The organism is Porphyromonas endodontalis ATCC 35406 (assembly GCF_000174815.1).
Taxonomy (GTDB): domain Bacteria; phylum Bacteroidota; class Bacteroidia; order Bacteroidales; family Porphyromonadaceae; genus Porphyromonas; species Porphyromonas endodontalis.
On sequence record NZ_ACNN01000026.1, the window covers coordinates 107,102 to 126,846 of the forward strand.

Sequence of the window (19,745 nt, forward strand, 5' to 3'; positions counted from 1 at the left end):
AGTTTACACTCCTATTAATAATGGGTTATTTATCTACTACGATATGATCTACAAAGATACTGGGGGTATGCACAGCATGGGGCTCTATAGCTCCTACCGGCACCAACTCTTCAATCTCTACTACAACGGTATCTGCAGCCATTGCCATGAGAGGTTGGAAGTTTTGTGAAGTCCCTTTATACACGAGGTTACCCTTTTCATCGCCAATAGAGCCTTTGAGAAAAGCAAACTCAGCACGGATGGGCTTCTCAAGTAGATACTCTTTCCCATCGACCTTTACCAACTCTTTACCTTCGGCAATAACAGTGCCCAAACCTGTGGAAGTGAGAGCACCACCAAGCCCAGAGCCTCCGCAGCGGATGCGTTCGGCTAGAGTGCCTTGAGGGCTGAACTCAATTTCTAACGAGCCATCATTGAGCTGCTCTCCTGTTAGAGGATTCGTACCAATATGCGATACAATGAGCTTCTTTACTTGATGATTGGCAATGAGACGACCGCAACCCATTTCGGGATACGAGGTGTCATTGGTAATGAGAGTGAGATCCTTAACGCCGCTCTCTACGAGGGCGTCTACAATTCGTTCCGGGGTTCCATTCCCCAAGAATCCGCCCATCATCACAGACATACCGTCGTGAAACTTGGCGGTGAGCTCGGCTAGTGTAATAGCCTTCTTCATGGTTCCTGTCATTATATTATATGTTATCTGTTGCCTAAATAACAAACTCCACCCGCACCCATTTAGCCTCTGAGCAAAGGTTAAATGGTGAGCAGATTTCGTTTTCGCCCCAAAGTTACCAATTTATAAGTGATTAGCACGAATAGTTGGCGAAAAAGATTCTGGAGTTTTGGAGAAAGGGGGAATAAGAGGTATCTCCTGGAGCCTAACCCGATAGATCTAGATTATTCTAGAAGAGATTCTTTGCCCCCAGCCGGAGCATTAGGACTAAGGCAAAGCCATCAGAAAACTAGGGTAGTATCAAAAAATATTTAGCCTAAGAATACCCTCGGTTTCTACCTGAGAAAATTTCTGTTTCCAGCCAAGAAAAATATTGCTCTAGGCCTATACTTTTTTAAGTCTAGGGCAGCAGCATTTTCTCCGTTTCTCACTTGTGCTTCATTTCCCCGTGATAGGAAAAATACTACAAGCCTGTATTTCCAAGCGAATTAATTGCTACCTTTGTACACCGAAACTGTATAGAGTATCAGATAATTATAAATTAAGATAGTAATGACAAAGGCAGACCTTGTGGCTCAGATAGCTAAGAGAACAGGATTAGATCGTGACGAAGTATTGCGTACCGTAGAGACTTTTATGGATGTTGTCAAGGATGAGATGGCTCAGGGCAACAATATCTATCTCAGAGGGTTTGGGAGTTTTGTTATTAGAGAGAGAGCTCAGAAGATAGCTCGCAACATCTCAAAGAAGGAGGCTATTATTATCCCGAAGCACAATGTTCCCAGCTTCAAGCCTTCTAAAGTTTTCTCTGAGATGCTAGGGGGAACAGAGATCAAGAAATAAATCAAAAGTGGCTCTATTAACATAGTGTTGATAGCTACCAAAAACAATAAACAAAGTAAGTTTCACCCTTTAATTTGGAGACAATATGCCAAGTGGTAAGAAGAGAAAAAGACACAAGATGGCAACGCACAAGCGTAAAAAACGTTTGAAGAAGAATCGTCATAAGAAGAAGTAACCCTACAGCCTTTGGGCTGTTTTAGGGTTCGGGCTTGTGCTGAAACCTTTGCAGGCTCTTCGTAAGAGGGAACTCCTGAATGTGGGTAGTATCCCTCTTGCGTGGTTATAATGGGGGATACAGCACGAAAGTCCGAGTTTTGTTTCCTAAGGAGAAAAAGATGGGATACTGCCCCCAAAGCACATAAAATCCCTTCTCCCTCTCTAGGATTGGTAGCAGACTACCAAAGATTATATCACAAGTAAACAAAGTAAACACGTGGATAGTCAATTAATCATTGATGTACGGCCCAAAGAAGTGGCTATGGCCCTTCTTGAGGATCGTAAACTCGTGGAATTTCAGCGAGAAAAGAGCAACTCTTCTTGCGCCGTGGGGGACATTTACCTCGGAAAGGTACGGAAGATTATGCCTGGGCTGAATGCAGCTTTTGTGGATATAGGGTCTGGGCAGGATGCTTTCTTACATTATTATGATTTGGGGATGGAGTTTGGAGCTACCGAAAATTACCTAAAGATGATAGCTCAAGGCCGTAATCTTCCCCCTCTCACCAAGGTAGCGCCGGGTGTTGCCCTTCCTCGCGAGGGTAAGATAGAGAATGTTTTATCAGCTGGTCAAACCCTATTGGTACAAGTAACAAAAGAGCCTATCTCGACCAAAGGAGCTCGCCTTTCTACTACGCTATCTCTTGCAGGGCGCAGCATGGTGTTATTCCCCTTTGGCAACAAGGTTTCTGTATCGAAAAAAATCTCCTCAAAGGAAGAGGGTAAGCGGCTTAAAAGCCTGATACAGAGTATTAAGCCGGAGGGATTTACAGTAGTGATACGTACCTCGGCGATAGGGAAAAAGGCTCTAGAGCTACATGCGGAGCTTAATCGTTTGGTCAATCGCTGGAACGATAGCGTCAAGAAGCTCCCTCGAGCAAAAGCTCCTGCGCTCATTTGTGCAGAACCCAATAGGGCACTAAGTCTATTAAGGGATACCTTTAGTGCTGCTACTTACACGGAAATTGCTATAAACGACAAGGATATGTATGGGGCTATTAAGGACTATATTTCAACCATAGCTCCCGATAGCACAGACATAGTATCGTACTACGACAATAGCAAGCCTATCTTCGATCACTACGACGTAACCAGACAAGTAAAATCACTCTTTGGGCGCACCGTTACCTACAAGGGTGGGGCATACCTCATTATCGAAAAGACGGAGGCAATGCACGTGGTTGATGTAAATAGTGGAAATCGCTCGCGCAAGTCGAATGCGCAAGAAGATACAGCTCTAGATGTGAATCTCTCTGCCGCAGAAGAACTTGCACGCCAACTTCGATTGCGAGACATGGGCGGAATCATTGTTGTAGACTTTATCGATATGAACGACCCTCAGCATTGTAAACAATTATACGATCACATGAGGGCTCTTATGAAAACAGACCGAGCTAAACACAATATTCTCCCGCTTAGCAAGTTCTGTGTCATGCAGATAACGCGCCAAAGAGTGCGCGAAGCAACTACCGAGCATACCGAAGAAACCTGCCCTACTTGTATGGGGACGGGCAAAATGCAAGCCTCAATACTCCTTGTTGAGCAGATAGAAAAAAAGGTGGCCGACCTCATAGAGAATCATAATGTAAGACAATGCAATTTGCATGTAAACCCCTATGTTGCTGCCTACCTACAGAGACATGAGATCTTCTCGCCATCTGAGTTTTCTCGATGGCGTAAGAAGTATTCCCGTGGACTTAAGTTGGTAGAAGACCAAAGTATTGCATTCTTAGACTATAAGTTTTACGACAAAGAGGGTAACGACTTAGATGTTTTCGACGATTAAATGACTTCGAAATATCCGTCTAAGTGGCTCGAAAAAGCCGTAGACCAACTATCATTATTGCCCGGTGTCGGGCGGAAAACAGCTCTTCGGTTGGCTCTTTATATTTTGCGCCGACCGGAGAGCTTTGCCAATTTATTAGGCTCTTCCATCATAGAATTGAGGGAGAATATTATCTATTGCGAAAGATGTCATAACATAAGCGATAGCCCATGCTGTCCTATCTGTTCTGACCCCTCTCGCGATACGCAAACCATCTGTGTAGTGGAGAATATCCGCGATGTTATGTCTATCGAACGCACTGCACAGTACAAAGGCTTGTACCATGTATTAGGAGGGGTTATATCCCCCATTGACGGAATTGCTCCCCAAGACTTAGAGATAGAGTCTCTTGTAGAGCGCGTTCCTAGAGAGCAAATAAAAGAGGTTATCTTAGCCATCAGCCCCACTATGGAAGGGGAGACTACTAACTTTTATATCTACAAGCGTTTAGCCCCTCTAGGGGTGCATGTGAGTTTGCTCTCAAGAGGAATTGCTATGGGGGATGAACTAGAATATACTGATGAAGTTACCCTCGCAAGAGCTTTACGAGATAGGAGTGACTTCACACAGTCTTTCCGATAAAACGGAAAAAGAAGAGTATAATCCATTAAGTAGGCAAGCCAATGAGATTAGACTGTTTGAGGGACAAAGAACTTGCTCTACGCCTTGTAGAACCGGATGATGCCCACTTGCTTCACTCTTGGGAAAATGACCCATTGCTAGCCGAAAGTAACACGCTATACGAGCCTTTGGCAAGGTATCAGGCACAACAATTTGTGCAGCTTGGCAATTCGCATCTCATAGAAAACGGCTCCCTCATGCTCATTGCAGAAGTAAAGTCCGAAGAAGAGGAAAATCCCACCCCCATAGGATACATAGAGCTTTACAACTACGACCATTTCCATCGGCGAGCTGCCGTGGGGCTCGTTGTGCTACCCTCGTGGCAGCATAAGGGCTACGGAAGACGGATGTTATCGTGCATAGAGCATTATACTTTTGACCTATTACGCTTGCATCAATTGTACGCAGAAGTGGTGGGATACAATGCCAAGGCCATGAGTTTTTTTGACCAAAGCCACTATAAAAGGGTAGCACGATTACCTCAATGGCAGTGGCAACATGGAGCCTATCAAGATCTAATTATATATCAATTATGCCCGGAGTAGAAGAGAGAATAGAGCAGCTAAGGAGCGAAATCGAACAGCATAATTATCGCTATTATGTACTTTCTACGCCTCTGATTTCTGACGTAGAATTCGATCGTCTGATGCAACAATTGATTGATCTGGAAGCACAGCATCCCGAGCTTATTACCCCCACCTCTCCTACCCAACGAGTAGGAAGTGATCGGAATCCCAGCTTTGTCTCAGTGCGGCATTCCGTTCCTATGCTTTCCTTATCCAATACCTACAATTATGACGAGGTGCGGGAGTTTTGGCACCGTTTGCACTCGGGGAATGGCTCTTTGACCTTGGATTGCGAACTCAAGTTCGATGGTCTTTCCATCGCTGTCGTCTATCTCAATGGGGAGCTTAGCCAAGCAATTACTAGAGGAGACGGCATTGAGGGTGACGATGTTACAAACAATATTCGCACGATTCGCTCAATCCCCCTTCGGCTATTAGGGGAGAATATCCCCCCCAGAGTAGAAGTGAGAGGGGAGATTTTACTCCCATATGATGAATTTGAAAGGATAAATAGCCAACGATTGGCAGAGGGAAAGGATCCATTTGCCAACCCGAGAAATGCCGCTTCAGGCACCTTGAAACAGTTAGATACCAGCGTAGTATCAGAGCGCAGACTTGATGCTTTTTTCTATTATTTATTGGTGAATGGGCTAGATATAGATAGCCATGCAGAACGTCTTCATTTGGCAAAGTCTTGGGGAATAAAAGTCTCGGACTACAGTGCCCAGTGCTCTACGCTAGAGGATATATACGCTTTTATTGACCATTGGGATACAGCACGTCGATCCCTTCCTTTCGCCACCGATGGAATTGTCCTCAAAGTGGATTCCCTTGCATTACAGCAAACAATCGGTTTTACGGCCAAAGGTCCACGTTGGGCTATCGCCTATAAATACCAACCGGAGCGGGCCTCTACTCAGTTGATTGATGTCTCCTATCAAGTGGGAAGAACGGGGATTATTACCCCCGTTGCAAACCTTGCTCCCATACTGATATCGGGCACGGTAGTACGCCGAGCCACTCTGCACAATGCTGACTTTATCCTCTCATTGGATTTGCATCAAAAGGACTATGTATATGTGGAAAAAGGGGGTGAAATCATCCCTAAAATAGCAGGAGTTGACAAATCTCTTCGGCAGTCTGATGCCCTGCCAATCGTCTTTCCTTCTACGTGTCCGGACTGTGGTACGACCCTTATAAAGGCTGAAGGTGAAGTCGGATATTTCTGTCCGAATAAACTAGGGTGCCCTATGCAAATAAAGGGCTCCATAGAGCATTATACGCAACGAAAGGCTGCCGATATTACCATTGGCCCCGAGACGATAGATGCCCTTTACAGCCGCGGTTTTGTCAAATCCATCTGCGATTTGTATCGCCTTACAGCCGATGATATTCTCTCTCTTGATGGGTTTAAAGAATGCGCTACGGGGAATCTCCTGGGAAGTATAGAGCAATCCAAGTCGCGTCCGTTCCCCGCAATCTTGTTTGGATTGGGTATTCGCTATGTGGGAGAAAACGTGGCAAAAATCCTAACTCGCACCTTCAATTCGATTGAAACCCTAATGGAAGCCTCTCAAGAGGAGCTACAAACTATTGATGGTATTGGTGAACGCATTGCTGAGAGTATTGTTTCTTTCTTTGCCGATGAGCGCAATCAGAAGATTATTGCAGCCCTCAAAGAGTTTGGAGTGACCCTATCTAACCCTGTGGAGGAAGGCATTTCTGAGGCGATTTCGCGCCCTCTGGAGGGGAAATCTATTGTGATAAGCGGAACCTTTAGTCAGCATACTCGGGACGAGTATACGCAGATTATAGAGCAGTTAGGAGGGAAGAAAGTCTCCTCTATTTCCCAGAAAACATCTTTTATCTTAGCTGGAGAAGATATGGGCCCCAGCAAACGAGAGAAAGCCCTCTCTCTGGGTATTCCTCTTCTATCCGAAGATGAATTTCTCGCACTCGTAGACCTCCCAAACACAAAATAGAAGAAGGGATACTTTTTCCCTCTTTTGAAGTAAAGTACCTCTGATATACTGTCAAGAGGTACTTTTTTTAGGCCTATTTGTACATTAGTTCTTCGCTGCTTTTGTATCCTTTTTAGCCCTATTTTTTAGAAGAAGTAGGGTAGGAGGGGATTTATTCCTACCCAGAATAATTTTCTTTTCTGAGCTACCATCTACTCAAATCTTCCGCTTTTAATTTTTCATGGCAATGGAGAGGGGGAGGGGGCGGAGCCGATTGGGAGAAAAATCTTCCTCGTATAGGGCCTTGATTTGCAGCTTTTGAATCGAACATAATATAACCCTCCAGTTTTTCAATATTCTAGCATTGCCACTCATTAGGGTAGAAATATCGAAAAAGTAAAATCAGGCACTTTTTTCACCCTTCAAAAGGGAAGAGAGGAAATTCGATCACTCATTTTGTATTCGTATTCTTCATTTCAGTTTCTCAAACGAAGAAAGTTAGAGCGTTTTTATTTGCATATAGCAAAATACATTCTGTAAGTCCATAATAATCTCCATGAGAAACACTTCATTGTCATAGTTGAAAGACTTCATTTATTCCTAAAACTCATCGCACTTTCAATTGAGAAGTCTCTTTGTTTTCTATAATATAAAAGCCAGAAAATGGAAATTAAATCCCTGAAAATAACAGTAATAATAATGTGCAATGAAAATTGATAGTCGACTTTTGAGGCTTATGCACTCAGTTTCTATCCATCCTGCCTATAAGAGTGCATAAAATCTCTTATGCTACTGATAAATAGTAGAATAGTACTTTTATTGAGAAATAATATAGGGTATAATCTACATATGGACACTCATAGAATGAGAATTGCAAATGCAGATGAGAAAAGCAGTGCCTCCGTGAAAATAAAAGTCATAACCACGAAATGGAAAATCATTTGTATATTTGCATCGTGGGAATGAGAATGCAGAATTACTAGAAATTATGGACAATATCCCTGCAACTATAGACCAAATTACACAGAGACTTCGCTACATGATGGAGTCTTTGGGCATGACAGCAAAAACTTTTGCAGAACAAGCAGGAATCCCTCCTGCTACATTTTCCCAAACATTAGAGAATAGGAACAAGCCTTCTTTGTCCACTCTCTTAAAAATCGCTAATGGCTTCCCGGAATGGAATCCTACATGGATTATTTTCGGGCAGGGGGAGGAGAGAATGGAAATATCGAAAAATAGAGAGGGTTTATTCCTCGAAAATAGCTTTGGAGAAGGTGTTGATACTTCTGTATATCAGAAAAATACAAATCTAAAAAGCTGGGAAAACAGTGAGGAAAAAGTAGCTCCATCTAGAGAAATACCGGAGGAATTAATTAGTAAGGTCGTTTCTGAGACCCTTCTGCAGCAAAGTTCCGCAGAAAAAAGGAGTATCACCGAAATTCGAGTCTTTTATTCGGATGGAAGCTTTGAGACCTTTGTGCTCAAATAATGGTTCATTTGACTTGCAGGCTGTATCTTTGCCGAGAGAAACGAATGACACCTCAGTGAATGAAGAAAGAGATTTTACAAAGTATAATTCTATCCAATAGTGCGCTCAACGAGAGCTACTATAGGCTAGAATTACAACTCCCAGAGACCTGTCAAGGAGAGATGATGCCGGGGCAATTTGTACAATTGCTCGCCAAAGAAAGCGGAGCATTTCTGCGCCGTCCTATATCTGTGTGTGACTACGATAGCGGAACACATCGCCTTGTGCTACTTGTACAAAAAGTGGGTTTGGCGTCGTCCTATTGGAGCACTCTTGCCCCAGGGGCAACTATCGATCTGATTGCTCCTCTAGGACACGGATTCTCTTATTCCCATGATTTCTCTGGGGAGACTCCTTTATTAATAGGAGGAGGAGTAGGAATTGCCCCCCTACTCATGCTCGGGAAAAAATTGCAGCAAGAGGGTATCAAACCTACGTTTTTGCTAGGAGCTCGAACGAAGTCTCTTCTTGTACTGCAAGACGAATTCAAAAATATAGGGAATCTCTATTGCACTACAGAAGATGCCTCCTTCGGAGAAAAAGGACGAGTAACCGATCACAGTATATGTGTTACACCTATATATAGTAGTGTATATACTTGTGGTCCTCTCCCTATGATGAAGAGTGTAGCTCGATGGGCAAAGCAGCATTCCATTCCTTGCGAAGTTTCCCTCGAAAATAAAATGGCTTGTGGGATCGGGGCTTGCCTTTGCTGTGTGGAAAATACAGCCGAAGGGCATAAATGTACTTGTACAGAGGGTCCTGTTTTTAGAACGGAAGAATTACTATGGTCATGAACAATACAATAGATACAACTACGGATCTTGGAAAGGGGTTAGTATTGAGAAACCCTGTAATGACCGCCTCCGGAACGTTTGGTTATGGTACGGAATATTGTGATTTTTTGGAGCTAAACAGACTCGGAGGCATTGTTGTAAAAGGGACCACTTGGTCGCCTCGAGAGGGGAATCCCTATCCAAGGATGGCAGAGACACCTTCGGGGATGCTCAATGCTGTGGGGTTACAAAACAAGGGAGCGCACTATTTTGTAGAGCATATTTATCCTCAAATAAAGGATTACGACACTCAAGTATTGGTGAATGTAAGTGGCTCTAATATAGAGGACTACGTTAATACTTCTGCCCTTATAGCCACCTTGGATCACATACCGGCCATAGAGCTTAATATCTCCTGTCCTAATGTAAAAGAGGGTGGGATGGCTTTTGGTGTGACAGCCAAAGGTGCTTATGAGGTTGTAAGTGCAGTACGGGCAGTTTACCCCAAACACCTAATGGTAAAACTATCTCCCAATGTGACTGATATTACGGAGATTGCAGGGGCTGTAGAGGATGCAGGAGCAGATAGTATCTCCCTTATAAATACAATACTTGGGATGGCCATAGATGCAGAGAAACAACGTCCTATTTTATCAACAATAACGGGGGGGCTATCGGGTCCCTGCGTTAAGCCAATAGCTCTACGCATGGTATGGCAGGTGGCTAAGAAGGTACATATCCCCATCATAGGTATGGGGGGAATTGCCTCTACTTCGGATGCGATTGAATTCCTTCTTGCCGGTGCTTCTGCAATCCAAGTTGGGTGTTACAATTTTGTAGATCCCTCTGTGACACAAAAGATTGCAGATGGGATAGAATCCTATATGGAGCGTCACCAGATGACCAGCATATCAGAGCTTATCGGGGCTTTACAGGTATAAGTAGACCCAATTTAGCTATAACATATGTTATGTTCGGTTTGCGATTAGGATAATAAAGGTTGAAGGATTGTTTGTGCTCAAGAGCCAAGCTTGTGCTACTCCACAAGGCTTTGCTCCTTTACTTAATCTACCCTGCATTAAAGAGGTATGGATTAAGACTTTACAAAACGGTGAAATGCCCACTAAGAATTCAACTATACTCCGCAACCTAACAACTTATATAGTAAGTATATAAAGAATAGAAACAGAACTATTATGATGGAGAAAAAGCAACTGCTCGAATTACTTGAGAGCAATCGAAGTTACCGACGCTTTGATTCTTCCGTGCAGCTCTCAGAAAAAGAAATTAGATCTTGGATAGAGGCTCTACGCTACACTGCTTCTGCAAAAAATGCCCAGCCTCTGAAGTATAGGATTGTAACGGATAAAGCTCAAGTAGATGCCGTTTTTGCATTACTCCACTGGGCTGCATACCTGCCGGATTGGCAAGGTCCTTCTCTAAAAGAACGTCCGGTTGCTTTTGTGATCCAGGTATTAGATCGTACCATTTCAGCTTCTTCTCGTTTTGACGAAGGTATTCAGCTGGAGGCTCTTACGCTAATGGCACGCTCTTCCGGCTACGGAGGATGTATTTTAGCGGCATTTGATAGTGCAAAGATGTCAGACCTATTATCCTTGGATACAGACCGTTACACCCCTATTACTGTGGTAGCACTAGGCAAGCCTATTGAGGAGGTTGTTATAGAGGCTCTCCCTACTCCCGATGGGGATATTCGTTACTATCGCACGGAGGATAAAGTGCATCATGTACCCAAGCGAACGATGGACCAACTCATCATCTAAGGCTTCACATAATCACTAATCTGTGATTTTTCTCCTATAGGTACTTGCACAATCGAGAATTAGTTACTACCTTTGCGCTCGCAATTCGATAAGAGTTGCTCACGGTTTTGTCTCGTGGTGTAATGGTAGCACAACAGGTTTTGGTTCTGTTTGTCAAGGTTCGAATCCTTGCGAGACAACACACATTGATTAAGAGCTCCCACTACAGCATCTAGTTTAGATCGTGTAGTGGGAGTTTCTTACATTTGCAAGTGGTATGCGTATAGATAGTGTCAAGAGGTATATAAGACATGGAATACTAAACCCTTCTAAGCCGATGTTTCTCCGATTAGATCGTTACATCATTCGGCTTTTCTTAGGGACTTATTTCTCGTCTATCTTGCTGATATTATCCGTAGCTATAGTCTTCGACATCAATGAGCGTATCTCCAAATTTCTCAATCCGGAGTGCTCTTTGTACGAAATTGTCTTCCATTACTACCTCAATTTCGTACCCTACTACGCAAATATGTTTAGCCCTCTCTTTGTTTTCTTGTCAGTTATTTTCTTTACCTCTAAACTGGCAGAGAAGACCGAGATTATTGCCATATTGGCTAGTGGAGTGAGCTTCAAAAGGCTGTTGCGTCCTTACCTCTTTTCAGCAGCAATTGTTGCTCTCCTTACATTCTTATTAAGCAGTTTTGTCATCCCTCCCGGGAGCCGTGTTCGCAACGATTTTCAGAATAAATACTTTAGGGATAAGCGTCAAACCTATGCGGAGAGCGTGCAGATACAGGTCTCTCCCAGCCTATTCGCTTACATCCACTCCTATAGTGCGGATAATAAAACGGGCTACAACTTCATGTTGGATAAGTTTGAACACAATACTATAAAGAGCAGACTTACCGCCCAAACGGCAGAGTACGACACTCTTAATACTTGGCGATTATACGATTATAGTATTACTCGATATGGAGCAAAAAGGGACACTTTGGAACGTGGAACTCAGCTTGATACCACGATTAACCTGAAGCCCCAAGACTTCCTTATCTCTGCCGTAGATGCCGAGACCTACACCACCCCCGTACTCCACCAATACATCGGGGAACTAAAATCTCGAGGGGCAACGAATGTGGATCTGCTAGAGGTGGAGTTGCAAAAACGTTATGCAGCTATTCCTGCTGCATTCATCCTCACCATAATAGGTGTTTCGCTCTCCTCCCGAAAGCGCAAAGGAGGAACGGGGCTTTCTCTCGCTATTGGTATTGCTCTTAGCTTTACCTACATACTTTTTCTTACCCTAGCCTCCAGCTTCTCGGCTTCGGGTGCCCTATCCCCTATTGTAGCAGCCCAAATGCCCAATGCCATCTATGCTATAATCGCCATCTTCTTGTACAAGAAAGCTCCTCGGTAATAGTTCTGGTTTTTGTATCTTTGCCCTATTAGCTGTTGGTTTGACTATGAGACAGTATCTAGAATTACTCCAAAAGATTATGGATGAGGGGACTTTGCGCTCCGATCGTACAGGCACAGGTACCAAAAGTATTTTTGGGCACCAGATGCGGTTCGATTTAGAAGACGGATTCCCATTGCTTACAACAAAAAAGCTTCATCTCAAGAGCATTATATATGAGCTTCTTTGGTTCCTGCGAGGAGATTCCAACGTTGCCTACTTACAAGAGCATGGTGTCTCTATCTGGGACGAATGGGCGGATCCCGAGGGAAATCTAGGACCCATCTACGGAGTGCAATGGCGCTCTTGGCCTAGTTACAATCAAGGGGAGGCCTATGACCAAATAGCTCAAGTAGTAGAAGATATCCGTACTTCTCCCGATAGTAGAAGGTTGATGGTCAGTGCTTGGAATGTAGCTCAGATCGATCAGATGGCACTCCCTCCTTGTCACTGTCTAATGCAGTTCTATGTAGCCAATGGTCGCCTGAGTCTGCAGCTGTATCAACGCTCTGGGGATGTATTCCTTGGCGTTCCTTTCAATATTGCTTCTTATGCGTTACTCCTTATGATGGTAGCCCAAGTAACAGGGCTTAAGCCGGGAACTTTTGTACACACTCTTGGGGACGCTCATCTGTATTGCAACCATCTGGAACAGACGGCCTTACAGCTAACGCGTTCTCCTCGTACTCTGCCAACAATGCAGCTGAACCCGGAAGTGCGCAATCTAGAAGACTTTAAATTCGAAGACTTCAAACTATTGGATTATACCCCCCACCCCCATATAGCAGCTCCCATCGCTGTATAAGCATCTTATGACTTTATCTATAATAGTAGCCGTGGCTGCCAACAATGCCATCGGAAAGGACAACGATCTATTGTGGCATCTACCCGGAGATCTTAAGCGATTCAAGGAAACAACAACGGGGCATGCCATCATTATGGGAAAAAACACCTTCCATTCCCTCCCCAATGGGGCACTACCCAATAGACGTAATATCGTTGTCTCCTCTACATTAGTTCCGCCCGATGGGGTTGAGTGCTACTCTACTCTACAAGCGGCTTTGGAGGCTGTAGCGGGGGAAGAAGAGGTCTTTATTATAGGAGGAGCGCAACTATATGCTGCATCCCTTCCCCTAGCAGATAAGATTTATTTTTCTCGTGTAGAAAAGGGATTCCCAGAGGCAGATACCTATTTCCCGGAGTTCGATCTTACGGAGTGGACTCCCTCCTACTGCACCCTATATCCCGAAGACGAACGCAATGAATATGCTGTTACACTTACAATATATCAACGTATTGCCTACTTTAAGCATAGACTAAAATGAATAAACCATCTATACCAAAAGGGACTCGCGACTTTAGCTCTCTTGAGATGCAGCGTCGCAACTATATATTCAATACCATCGGCGACGTGTATCGCTTGTATGGATACAAACAAATAGAGACTCCTGCTCTCGAATTACTTTCGACCTTGATGGGGAAGTATGGAGAAGAGGGGGATCGTTTGCTCTTCAAAGTACTCAATTCCGGAGACTTCTTGAGCGATGTAACTCAGCAGGATTTCGATGAAAAGAACCTACCTCACATTGCTAATAAGTTAAGCGAAAAAGGCCTTCGATATGATCTTACAGTGCCCTTTGCTCGCTTTGTCGTACAGCATAGAAATGAGATAACATTCCCTTTTAAACGCTTTCAAATACAGCCTGTATGGAGAGCTGACAGACCTCAAAAGGGGCGTTATAGGGAGTTTTATCAATGCGATGCCGACGTGGTAGGGACAGACTCTCTCTTGTGCGAAATAGAATTGATCCTGATTATCAACGAAGTATTCTCACGACTAGGGATAGCGACACGTTTGCATCTCAATAACCGCAAGATCCTCGCAGGGATTGCAGAGGTGGTAGGCGTTCCCGATCAGCTCACAGAGCTTACCATTGCTATGGATAAGTGCGATAAAATCGGACTTGACGGGGTAATGGAAGAGCTTCGTGCCAAAGGATTCTCCGACGATACAATCCAACGCCTCCAACCCTTCCTCCACCTTGAGGGAGAAAATGGGGAGCGACTAGAAGCCTTGGCTACCCTACTCGCTTCCTCCGAAATTGGCTGTAAGGGCGTAGAAGAATTGAGCTTTATATTCGAGGGATTAGCCTCCCAGCACCTTACAACGGAGATCCTTTTTGATCCCTCCTTGGCTCGTGGATTAGGATACTATACAGGAGCCATTCTAGAGGTGAAAGCCAAAGACGTAGCCATTGGGAGCATTACAGGAGGAGGGAGATACGATAATCTCACAAGTATTTTTGGGCTTGATGGGATGTCTGGGGTAGGTATCTCTTTTGGTGCCGATCGTATATACGACGTCCTCTTGCAGCTAGACGCATTCCCTACGACTACGAATACCTCTACCCAAGTGCTCATTATTAACTTTGGTAAGGAAGAGGTGCAGCAGATGCTTCCTATCGTGCAAAAGCTCCGAGCTGATGGTATCTCCGTGGAGATTTATCCCGATGCTGCCAAGCTCAAAAAGCAAATGAGTTATGCCGATAGTCTTGCCATTCCCTATGTCATATTAGCCGGTAGCGAAGAGCTAAAGCAGGGAATATTTACCCTAAAGGATATGGCAGAAGGAAGCCAAGAAACCCTTTCTCAAGAGCAACTAACGCATTTCTTTACTTCAAAAGAGCATTAACATGGCTACTCCCTATCCATTACTTAATGGAATAGACTCCCCTAAAGACCTTCGATCCCTCTCTCCGGATAGGCTTTCGGAACTTTGTAGAGAACTTAGAAGTTTCCTCCTTGATGTCCTTTCGCAGCACCCGGGGCACTTGGGGTCTAGCTTGGGAGCCGTGGAGCTATCGGTAGCTCTGCATTATGTATTCCGCACCCCTTACGATCGTATTGTATGGGACGTAGGGCATCAAGCCTATGCGCACAAAATTCTCACGGGGCGACGCGACCAGTTTGAGACCTTGCGCCAATGGGGAGGCATAGCGGGCTTCCCTTTCCCCGATGAAAGTGAGTACGATACATTCCCCGCAGGGCATGCTTCCAACTCTATATCAGCGGCTCTTGGGATGTCTGTTGCGGCGGAACTCTATAAAGAAAAGCGCAATGTAATTGCTGTTATTGGGGATGGATCCATGACAGGGGGCTTGGCATTTGAGGGGCTGAACAACGCTTCTTCTTTCCCCAACAACCTCCTAGTTATCCTCAACGACAACAATATGTCTATCGATGCTAACGTAGGAGGACTCAATCACTACCTAGTAGATCTTAATACGAGCCATGCTTATAATACGGTTCGATACGATGTCTATCGAGGCTTGAAGCATATAAAGCTTATCAACGATGGCAACAAGCGTAATATTTTACGCTTGAATAACAGCATTAAAAGTCTCTTTTCCAACAATCAATCCTCTTTCTTCGACGGACTGAGTATTCGCTACTTTGGTCCGATAGATGGGAATGATATCCTCCGATTGGTAGAGGTGTTGCGTAAAATAAAGGACTTAAAAGGGCCCAAGATTCTCCATATTCGCACGATAAAGGGAAAGGGCTATCCTGCTGCAGAGAAACACCCAACTATTTGGCACGCCCCTGGGCATTTTGATATTCTTACAGCAGAGCGACTCGATAAGAAGAAGGCTGGAGAGGCACCTAAGTTTCAAGACGTTTTTGGACAAACGCTAGTTGAACTTGCCGATCAAGACGAACGTATCGCGGGTATCACCCCGGCTATGCCTACAGGCTGTTCTATGACCTACATGATGAAAGCTCACCCCGAGAGAAGCTACGATGTAGGTATTGCAGAGTCGCATGCTGTAACGTTTTCCGCAGGGCTTGCACGAGAGGGAATGATCCCCTTCTGCAACATATACTCTTCATTTGCCCAGCGAGCTTATGACCAATTGATCCACGATGTGTGCCTCCCTCGCTACCATGTAGTACTCTGTCTCGATAGAGCCGGACTTGTTGGAGAGGATGGAGCCACCCATCAGGGGGCTTTTGACCTTTCTTATCTCAGCTGCATCCCCAATCTTACGATAGCTGCCCCTCGTAATGAGCACATGCTGCGCAACTTGATGTACACTGCCTATAAGGGACAGGAGGGTCCCTTCGCCATACGTTACCCAAGGGGCAAAGGTTCGTGTCCGGAGTGGCGTAATAACATGGAAATATTACCCATTGGCAAAGGCGAGTTGCTTCAAGAGGGAGAAAAGATTGCCATCCTGTCTATAGGTGCCATTGCCACAGAAGTAAGCAAGGCCATAGAGCTACTCAAAGAAAAAGGAGAGGCTATACCGGCTCATTATGATATGGTATTTCTTAAACCATTGGACACGACCCTTCTCGAATATGTTGCAACCCATTATCAAGCCGTAATAACGGTAGAAGATGGCGCTGTACACGGAGGTCTCGGATCTTCAGTCCTCGAAACCCTCGCCGAGATGGGCTACCAAGGGCGTGTTAAACGCTTGGGAATACCCGACCAATTCATCCCTCACGGAACCCCTAGAGAGCAGTACTCGTTCTCTGGTATAGATGCTCAGAGTATTGCACAGACTATTCTCTCGCTTAAAGAACAACTTCGATGAAAATTGTAATCGCCGGAGCCGGAGAAGTTGGCACACACCTTGCCAATAAATTATCGGCAGAGGAGCAACAAGATATTACGCTGATGGATCCCGATCCTAAGCGTTTGAGTGGATTGTCGAATTCTGCAGAGCTTCTTGCCGTGGTGGGCGATCCCACAGACGCGCAAGACCTACGCGATTGCAATGTGCAGCATGCCGATCTTTTCATCAGCGTGATGCCGGACGAGCCTACCAATATCTTGGCATGCACTTTGGCAGCTTCTATCGGAGCTCCGGAGACGATAGCACGTGTAAGTAACCATCGATATTTAGCTCCGGAATACACACGTTTTTTCGAGGGGCTTGGCGTTACCAGTCTTATTTATCCAGAAGAACTTGCGGCCGAGGAGATCAATATAACCTTCCAAAACCCTTGGGCGAGACAGTATATAGAGCTCTTTAATGGCAACATTGTACTCCTAGGTGTAAAGGTGCGCAATGGGTCCGAACTCGTGGGAAAGAAGCTGATCGAACTCCCCCATGTGGAACGGAAAAAATTCCATGTGGTGGCCATTAAACGTGGTACTGAGACCATTATCCCCTCGGGGCAGACCTCTATAGAACACGGAGATATTGTCTTTTTTACGGCCATAGGCAGCGATATAGACGAAGTAAGGCAACTAGCCGGAAAGAAGAAAGTAGAGGTAAAGCGCGTGGTCGTGATGGGAGCCAGTAGCATCGCCATGCGTACCATTGCCAAAGCGAATAGAAGTATTGAGTTTATTCTATTCGAGAAAGAAAAACGCCGTATAGAGGAAATTCGGGACAAACTCCCCTCTAATGTTACCCTCTATCATGGGGATGGTAGAGATCCTGCTTTACTTGAGGAGGTGGGGATACGAAACGCCCAGGTTTTTATGGCTCTAACGGAGAACTCCGAAACAAACGTACTGGCCTGCCTGGCTGCCAAACGCTACGAGGTATTCAAAACTATTGCCAAAGAAGAAAATATAGACTACATACCTCTAGCAGAACGGCTTGATATAGGTACTATTATCAACAAAAAACTGATAGCTGCCGGCTACATATACCGCTCTCTCTTGGGACAGGATACAAGCACTGTGAAGTGTCTGACGATAGCCAATGCCGATGTTGCCGAGATTGTAGCACGCCGTGGCTCTCCCATTACAGGAAAGCCCGTAAAAGACTTGGCACTCCCCAAAGGAATTACTCTAGGGGGGATGGTGCGCAATGGTGTACCTCATATGATTGATGGTAATACTATTATAGAACCCTACGATTTGGTAGTTGTATTCTGTTACGAGCTTGCTATCGACAAGGTAAAAGCTCTATTCGAGGAGTAAACCACAAGCACATATGTTCTCGGTTCTTCACGCTCAAAGATCTAAGTCATCGGGGATTAATTTCCCCTTTATTGCCTCGGTTGTTGGCAGTATGTGTCTTTTTGAGACCCTCTTTCTGTCGATCTGTTTTTTTGTTGCATTGTATACACGAGGGGGAGATGCACTCCCCTTTCTCTATACAATTGGCATCATGGCAGTTGTAGGGTCGTTTCTTTTCTTCTATGGGAAACTCGCAAAAAAGAATCGGAATACAGGGATCCGAGAAGGGATGCTGTCGGTTACAACAACTTGGCTAATACTCTCTTTGATAGGAATGCTTCCCTTTGTCTTTGGGAGTTATACCCCTACTGTTATTGACGCTTTCTTTGAGACTGTATCCGGCTTTACCACTACCGGAGCTACCATATTCACCTCAGTACATCAGTTGCCCCATGGGATTCTGCTTTGGCGTAGCCTTATACAGTGGCAGGGAGGTATTGGTATCGTTGTCTTTACCTTGGCCCTTATGCCTACACTAGGCTCTGGAGGAGGATTGCTCTATAATGCGGAAACTACGGGTATCAAACACGATCGTTTCATGCCGCGTATCACCGAGGTGGCAAGAAGACTTTCGATTGTTTATTTGGGGCTAACGGCTCTACTTACCATCCTTCTAATGTGTGGAAAAATGAATTTTTTTGAGTCCATTTGCCATGCATTCACTTGCGTCTCTACGGGAGGATATTCTACTCGAGACAATGGTATTTTAGAGTTCAATTCTCCCTATATAGAGTACCTCATTACCCTATTCATGTTCATTGGGAGCCTTAATGTTACCCTGCTCTACTTTACCTTTTTCGGGAAAAAACCCGGCAAACTTTTCCGCGACGAAGAGTTTCGCTGGTTTACTATATTCGTGGGGATTTGCATCGTACTTTCTACGGCTTGGCTTTCGTACCAAAACCTGTTCGACACGGCCGAAAGTACCTTCCGTCACGCTGCTTTCCAAGTCATCTCCCTAATTAGTAGTACTGGATATGTTACGGCAGATATGAATGAGTGGCACCCTCTTTTCTTCTGTTTAGGGATGATAATGATGGCGATCTGTGGATGTGCAGGGTCTACAGCCGGAGGGCTTAAAATGAGCCGTTTTATGGTGATGATGAAGAACCTAAACAACGAGTTTAAGAAGCGAATCCACCCCAAGATGGTAACGAATGTGCGCTTCAATGGCAATAGTATCTCGGGCGATTATGTGGTGCAGGTGCTTGCTTTTATCTCCTTGTACATCACGCTGATCTTGATTGGCACCATCGCCTTAACCATTTCTGGCAACAACTTTATTACAGCCGCCTCTTCCGCCTTCACCTGCATCAGTAACGTAGGACCTTCGTTCGGTAAGTTCTCTATGCATTTTGCCTATGCTACAGGGTTTGAAAAGATTATTTTGAGCTTCATCATGTTGGCAGGGCGTCTAGAAGTCTTTACAGTAATCTGCATCCTGCAACCATCTTTCTGGCGTAAATAACTCTTCTGCAGCCGAAGGGGCTGTCTCCTTTTTATCTCCTGACATTTTCGGATCATGTGTGCC

Annotated in this window: 17 protein-coding genes and 1 tRNA gene; 17 read left to right on the top strand and 1 reads right to left on the bottom strand. The window is 44.8% G+C overall.

Annotated elements, in window-relative coordinates; genetic code table 11:
* Positions 1-25: 25 nt before the first annotated feature.
* Positions 26-676 (bottom strand): CoA transferase subunit A, encoded by a 651-nt coding sequence (locus POREN0001_RS06345; protein ID WP_004334316.1) that lies wholly within the window; start codon positions 674-676, stop codon positions 26-28.
* A 552-nt stretch (positions 677-1,228) separates the two neighbouring features.
* Between POREN0001_RS06345 and POREN0001_RS06350 the strand changes: the two genes are divergently transcribed.
* From POREN0001_RS06350 to POREN0001_RS06430, 17 genes are all read left to right on the top strand, one after another.
* Positions 1,229-1,519 carry an HU family DNA-binding protein gene (locus POREN0001_RS06350; RefSeq protein ID WP_004334174.1) on the top strand — a complete coding sequence of 97 codons (291 nt, stop codon included), beginning with the start codon at positions 1,229-1,231 and terminating at the stop codon, positions 1,517-1,519.
* 433 nt (positions 1,520-1,952) lie between these two features.
* Complete coding sequence (locus tag POREN0001_RS06355) at positions 1,953-3,521, top strand: Rne/Rng family ribonuclease (protein ID WP_004334182.1); 1,569 nt, start codon at positions 1,953-1,955, stop codon at positions 3,519-3,521.
* Positions 3,522-4,142, top strand: a complete 621-nt coding sequence (gene recR / locus POREN0001_RS06360; protein ID WP_004334239.1) for a recombination mediator RecR — start codon at positions 3,522-3,524, stop codon at positions 4,140-4,142.
* Positions 4,143-4,183: 41 nt separating this feature from the next.
* Complete coding sequence (locus POREN0001_RS06365; RefSeq protein WP_004334172.1) at positions 4,184-4,726, top strand: GNAT family N-acetyltransferase; 543 nt, start codon at positions 4,184-4,186, stop codon at positions 4,724-4,726.
* Entirely contained in the window at positions 4,714-6,729 is a 2,016-nt protein-coding gene (gene ligA / locus POREN0001_RS06370; RefSeq protein WP_004334067.1) for an NAD-dependent DNA ligase LigA, read from the top strand. The genes POREN0001_RS06365 and ligA overlap by 13 nt, the downstream gene beginning before the upstream one ends.
* Before the next feature lie 967 nt (positions 6,730-7,696).
* The gene (locus POREN0001_RS09080) at positions 7,697-8,200 is read left to right on the top strand and encodes a helix-turn-helix domain-containing protein (protein ID WP_052296697.1); all 504 of its coding nucleotides are present in this window, start codon (positions 7,697-7,699) and stop codon (positions 8,198-8,200) included.
* Between the two features lie 59 nt (positions 8,201-8,259).
* Positions 8,260-9,036, top strand: coding sequence for a dihydroorotate dehydrogenase electron transfer subunit (locus POREN0001_RS06380; RefSeq protein WP_004334055.1), 777 nt, complete (start codon positions 8,260-8,262; stop codon positions 9,034-9,036).
* Positions 9,033-9,956, top strand: a complete 924-nt coding sequence (locus tag POREN0001_RS06385; protein ID WP_004334241.1) for a dihydroorotate dehydrogenase — start codon at positions 9,033-9,035, stop codon at positions 9,954-9,956. The genes POREN0001_RS06380 and POREN0001_RS06385 overlap by 4 nt, the downstream gene beginning before the upstream one ends.
* A gap of 255 nt (positions 9,957-10,211) precedes the next feature.
* Positions 10,212-10,799, top strand: a complete 588-nt coding sequence (locus POREN0001_RS06390) for a nitroreductase family protein (RefSeq protein ID WP_004334275.1) — start codon at positions 10,212-10,214, stop codon at positions 10,797-10,799.
* A gap of 108 nt (positions 10,800-10,907) precedes the next feature.
* Positions 10,908-10,978 (top strand) — tRNA-Gln (locus tag POREN0001_RS06395).
* 137 nt (positions 10,979-11,115) lie between these two features.
* The gene (locus tag POREN0001_RS06400) at positions 11,116-12,192 is read left to right on the top strand and encodes an LptF/LptG family permease (RefSeq protein WP_004334293.1); all 1,077 of its coding nucleotides are present in this window, start codon (positions 11,116-11,118) and stop codon (positions 12,190-12,192) included.
* Positions 12,193-12,238: 46 nt separating this feature from the next.
* Positions 12,239-13,036 (top strand): thymidylate synthase, encoded by a 798-nt coding sequence (locus tag POREN0001_RS06405; protein ID WP_004334076.1) that lies wholly within the window; start codon positions 12,239-12,241, stop codon positions 13,034-13,036.
* A gap of 7 nt (positions 13,037-13,043) precedes the next feature.
* Complete coding sequence (locus POREN0001_RS06410; protein WP_004334224.1) at positions 13,044-13,556, top strand: dihydrofolate reductase; 513 nt, start codon at positions 13,044-13,046, stop codon at positions 13,554-13,556.
* Positions 13,553-14,923, top strand: coding sequence for a histidine--tRNA ligase (gene hisS, locus POREN0001_RS06415; RefSeq protein WP_004334286.1), 1,371 nt, complete (start codon positions 13,553-13,555; stop codon positions 14,921-14,923). Before POREN0001_RS06410 ends, hisS begins: the two co-directional genes overlap by 4 nt.
* A 1-nt stretch (position 14,924) precedes the next feature.
* Positions 14,925-16,832 (top strand): 1-deoxy-D-xylulose-5-phosphate synthase, encoded by a 1,908-nt coding sequence (dxs, locus tag POREN0001_RS06420; protein ID WP_004334063.1) that lies wholly within the window; start codon positions 14,925-14,927, stop codon positions 16,830-16,832.
* On the top strand, positions 16,829-18,175 hold the full coding sequence (trkA, locus tag POREN0001_RS06425) for a Trk system potassium transporter TrkA (RefSeq protein WP_004334113.1): 1,347 nt from the start codon (positions 16,829-16,831) through the stop codon (positions 18,173-18,175). The genes dxs and trkA overlap by 4 nt, the downstream gene beginning before the upstream one ends.
* Before the next feature lie 13 nt (positions 18,176-18,188).
* Entirely contained in the window at positions 18,189-19,682 is a 1,494-nt protein-coding gene (locus POREN0001_RS06430; protein ID WP_004334095.1) for a TrkH family potassium uptake protein, read from the top strand.
* Positions 19,683-19,745: the final 63 nt, after the last annotated feature.

Excerpts from the sequence above, each read along its gene's own strand:
- trkA (WP_004334113.1), top strand. The coding sequence starts at position 16,829 with ATGAAAATTGTAATCGCCGGAGCCGGAGAAGTTGGCACACACCTTGCC.
- recR (WP_004334239.1), top strand. The coding sequence starts at position 3,522 with ATGACTTCGAAATATCCGTCTAAGTGGCTCGAAAAAGCCGTAGACCAA.
- POREN0001_RS06380 (WP_004334055.1), top strand. The coding sequence starts at position 8,260 with ATGAAGAAAGAGATTTTACAAAGTATAATTCTATCCAATAGTGCGCTC.
- POREN0001_RS06350 (WP_004334174.1), top strand. The coding sequence starts at position 1,229 with ATGACAAAGGCAGACCTTGTGGCTCAGATAGCTAAGAGAACAGGATTA.
- hisS (WP_004334286.1), top strand. The coding sequence starts at position 13,553 with ATGAATAAACCATCTATACCAAAAGGGACTCGCGACTTTAGCTCTCTT.
- POREN0001_RS06385 (WP_004334241.1), top strand. The coding sequence starts at position 9,033 with ATGAACAATACAATAGATACAACTACGGATCTTGGAAAGGGGTTAGTA.
- POREN0001_RS06365 (WP_004334172.1), top strand. The coding sequence starts at position 4,184 with ATGAGATTAGACTGTTTGAGGGACAAAGAACTTGCTCTACGCCTTGTA.
- POREN0001_RS06410 (WP_004334224.1), top strand. The coding sequence starts at position 13,044 with ATGACTTTATCTATAATAGTAGCCGTGGCTGCCAACAATGCCATCGGA.
- POREN0001_RS06345 (WP_004334316.1), bottom strand. The coding sequence starts at position 676 with ATGAAGAAGGCTATTACACTAGCCGAGCTCACCGCCAAGTTTCACGAC.
- ligA (WP_004334067.1), top strand. The coding sequence starts at position 4,714 with ATGCCCGGAGTAGAAGAGAGAATAGAGCAGCTAAGGAGCGAAATCGAA.
- POREN0001_RS09080 (WP_052296697.1), top strand. The coding sequence starts at position 7,697 with ATGGACAATATCCCTGCAACTATAGACCAAATTACACAGAGACTTCGC.
- dxs (WP_004334063.1), top strand. The coding sequence starts at position 14,925 with ATGGCTACTCCCTATCCATTACTTAATGGAATAGACTCCCCTAAAGAC.
- POREN0001_RS06400 (WP_004334293.1), top strand. The coding sequence starts at position 11,116 with ATGTTTCTCCGATTAGATCGTTACATCATTCGGCTTTTCTTAGGGACT.
- POREN0001_RS06430 (WP_004334095.1), top strand. The coding sequence starts at position 18,189 with ATGTTCTCGGTTCTTCACGCTCAAAGATCTAAGTCATCGGGGATTAAT.
- POREN0001_RS06390 (WP_004334275.1), top strand. The coding sequence starts at position 10,212 with ATGATGGAGAAAAAGCAACTGCTCGAATTACTTGAGAGCAATCGAAGT.
- POREN0001_RS06405 (WP_004334076.1), top strand. The coding sequence starts at position 12,239 with ATGAGACAGTATCTAGAATTACTCCAAAAGATTATGGATGAGGGGACT.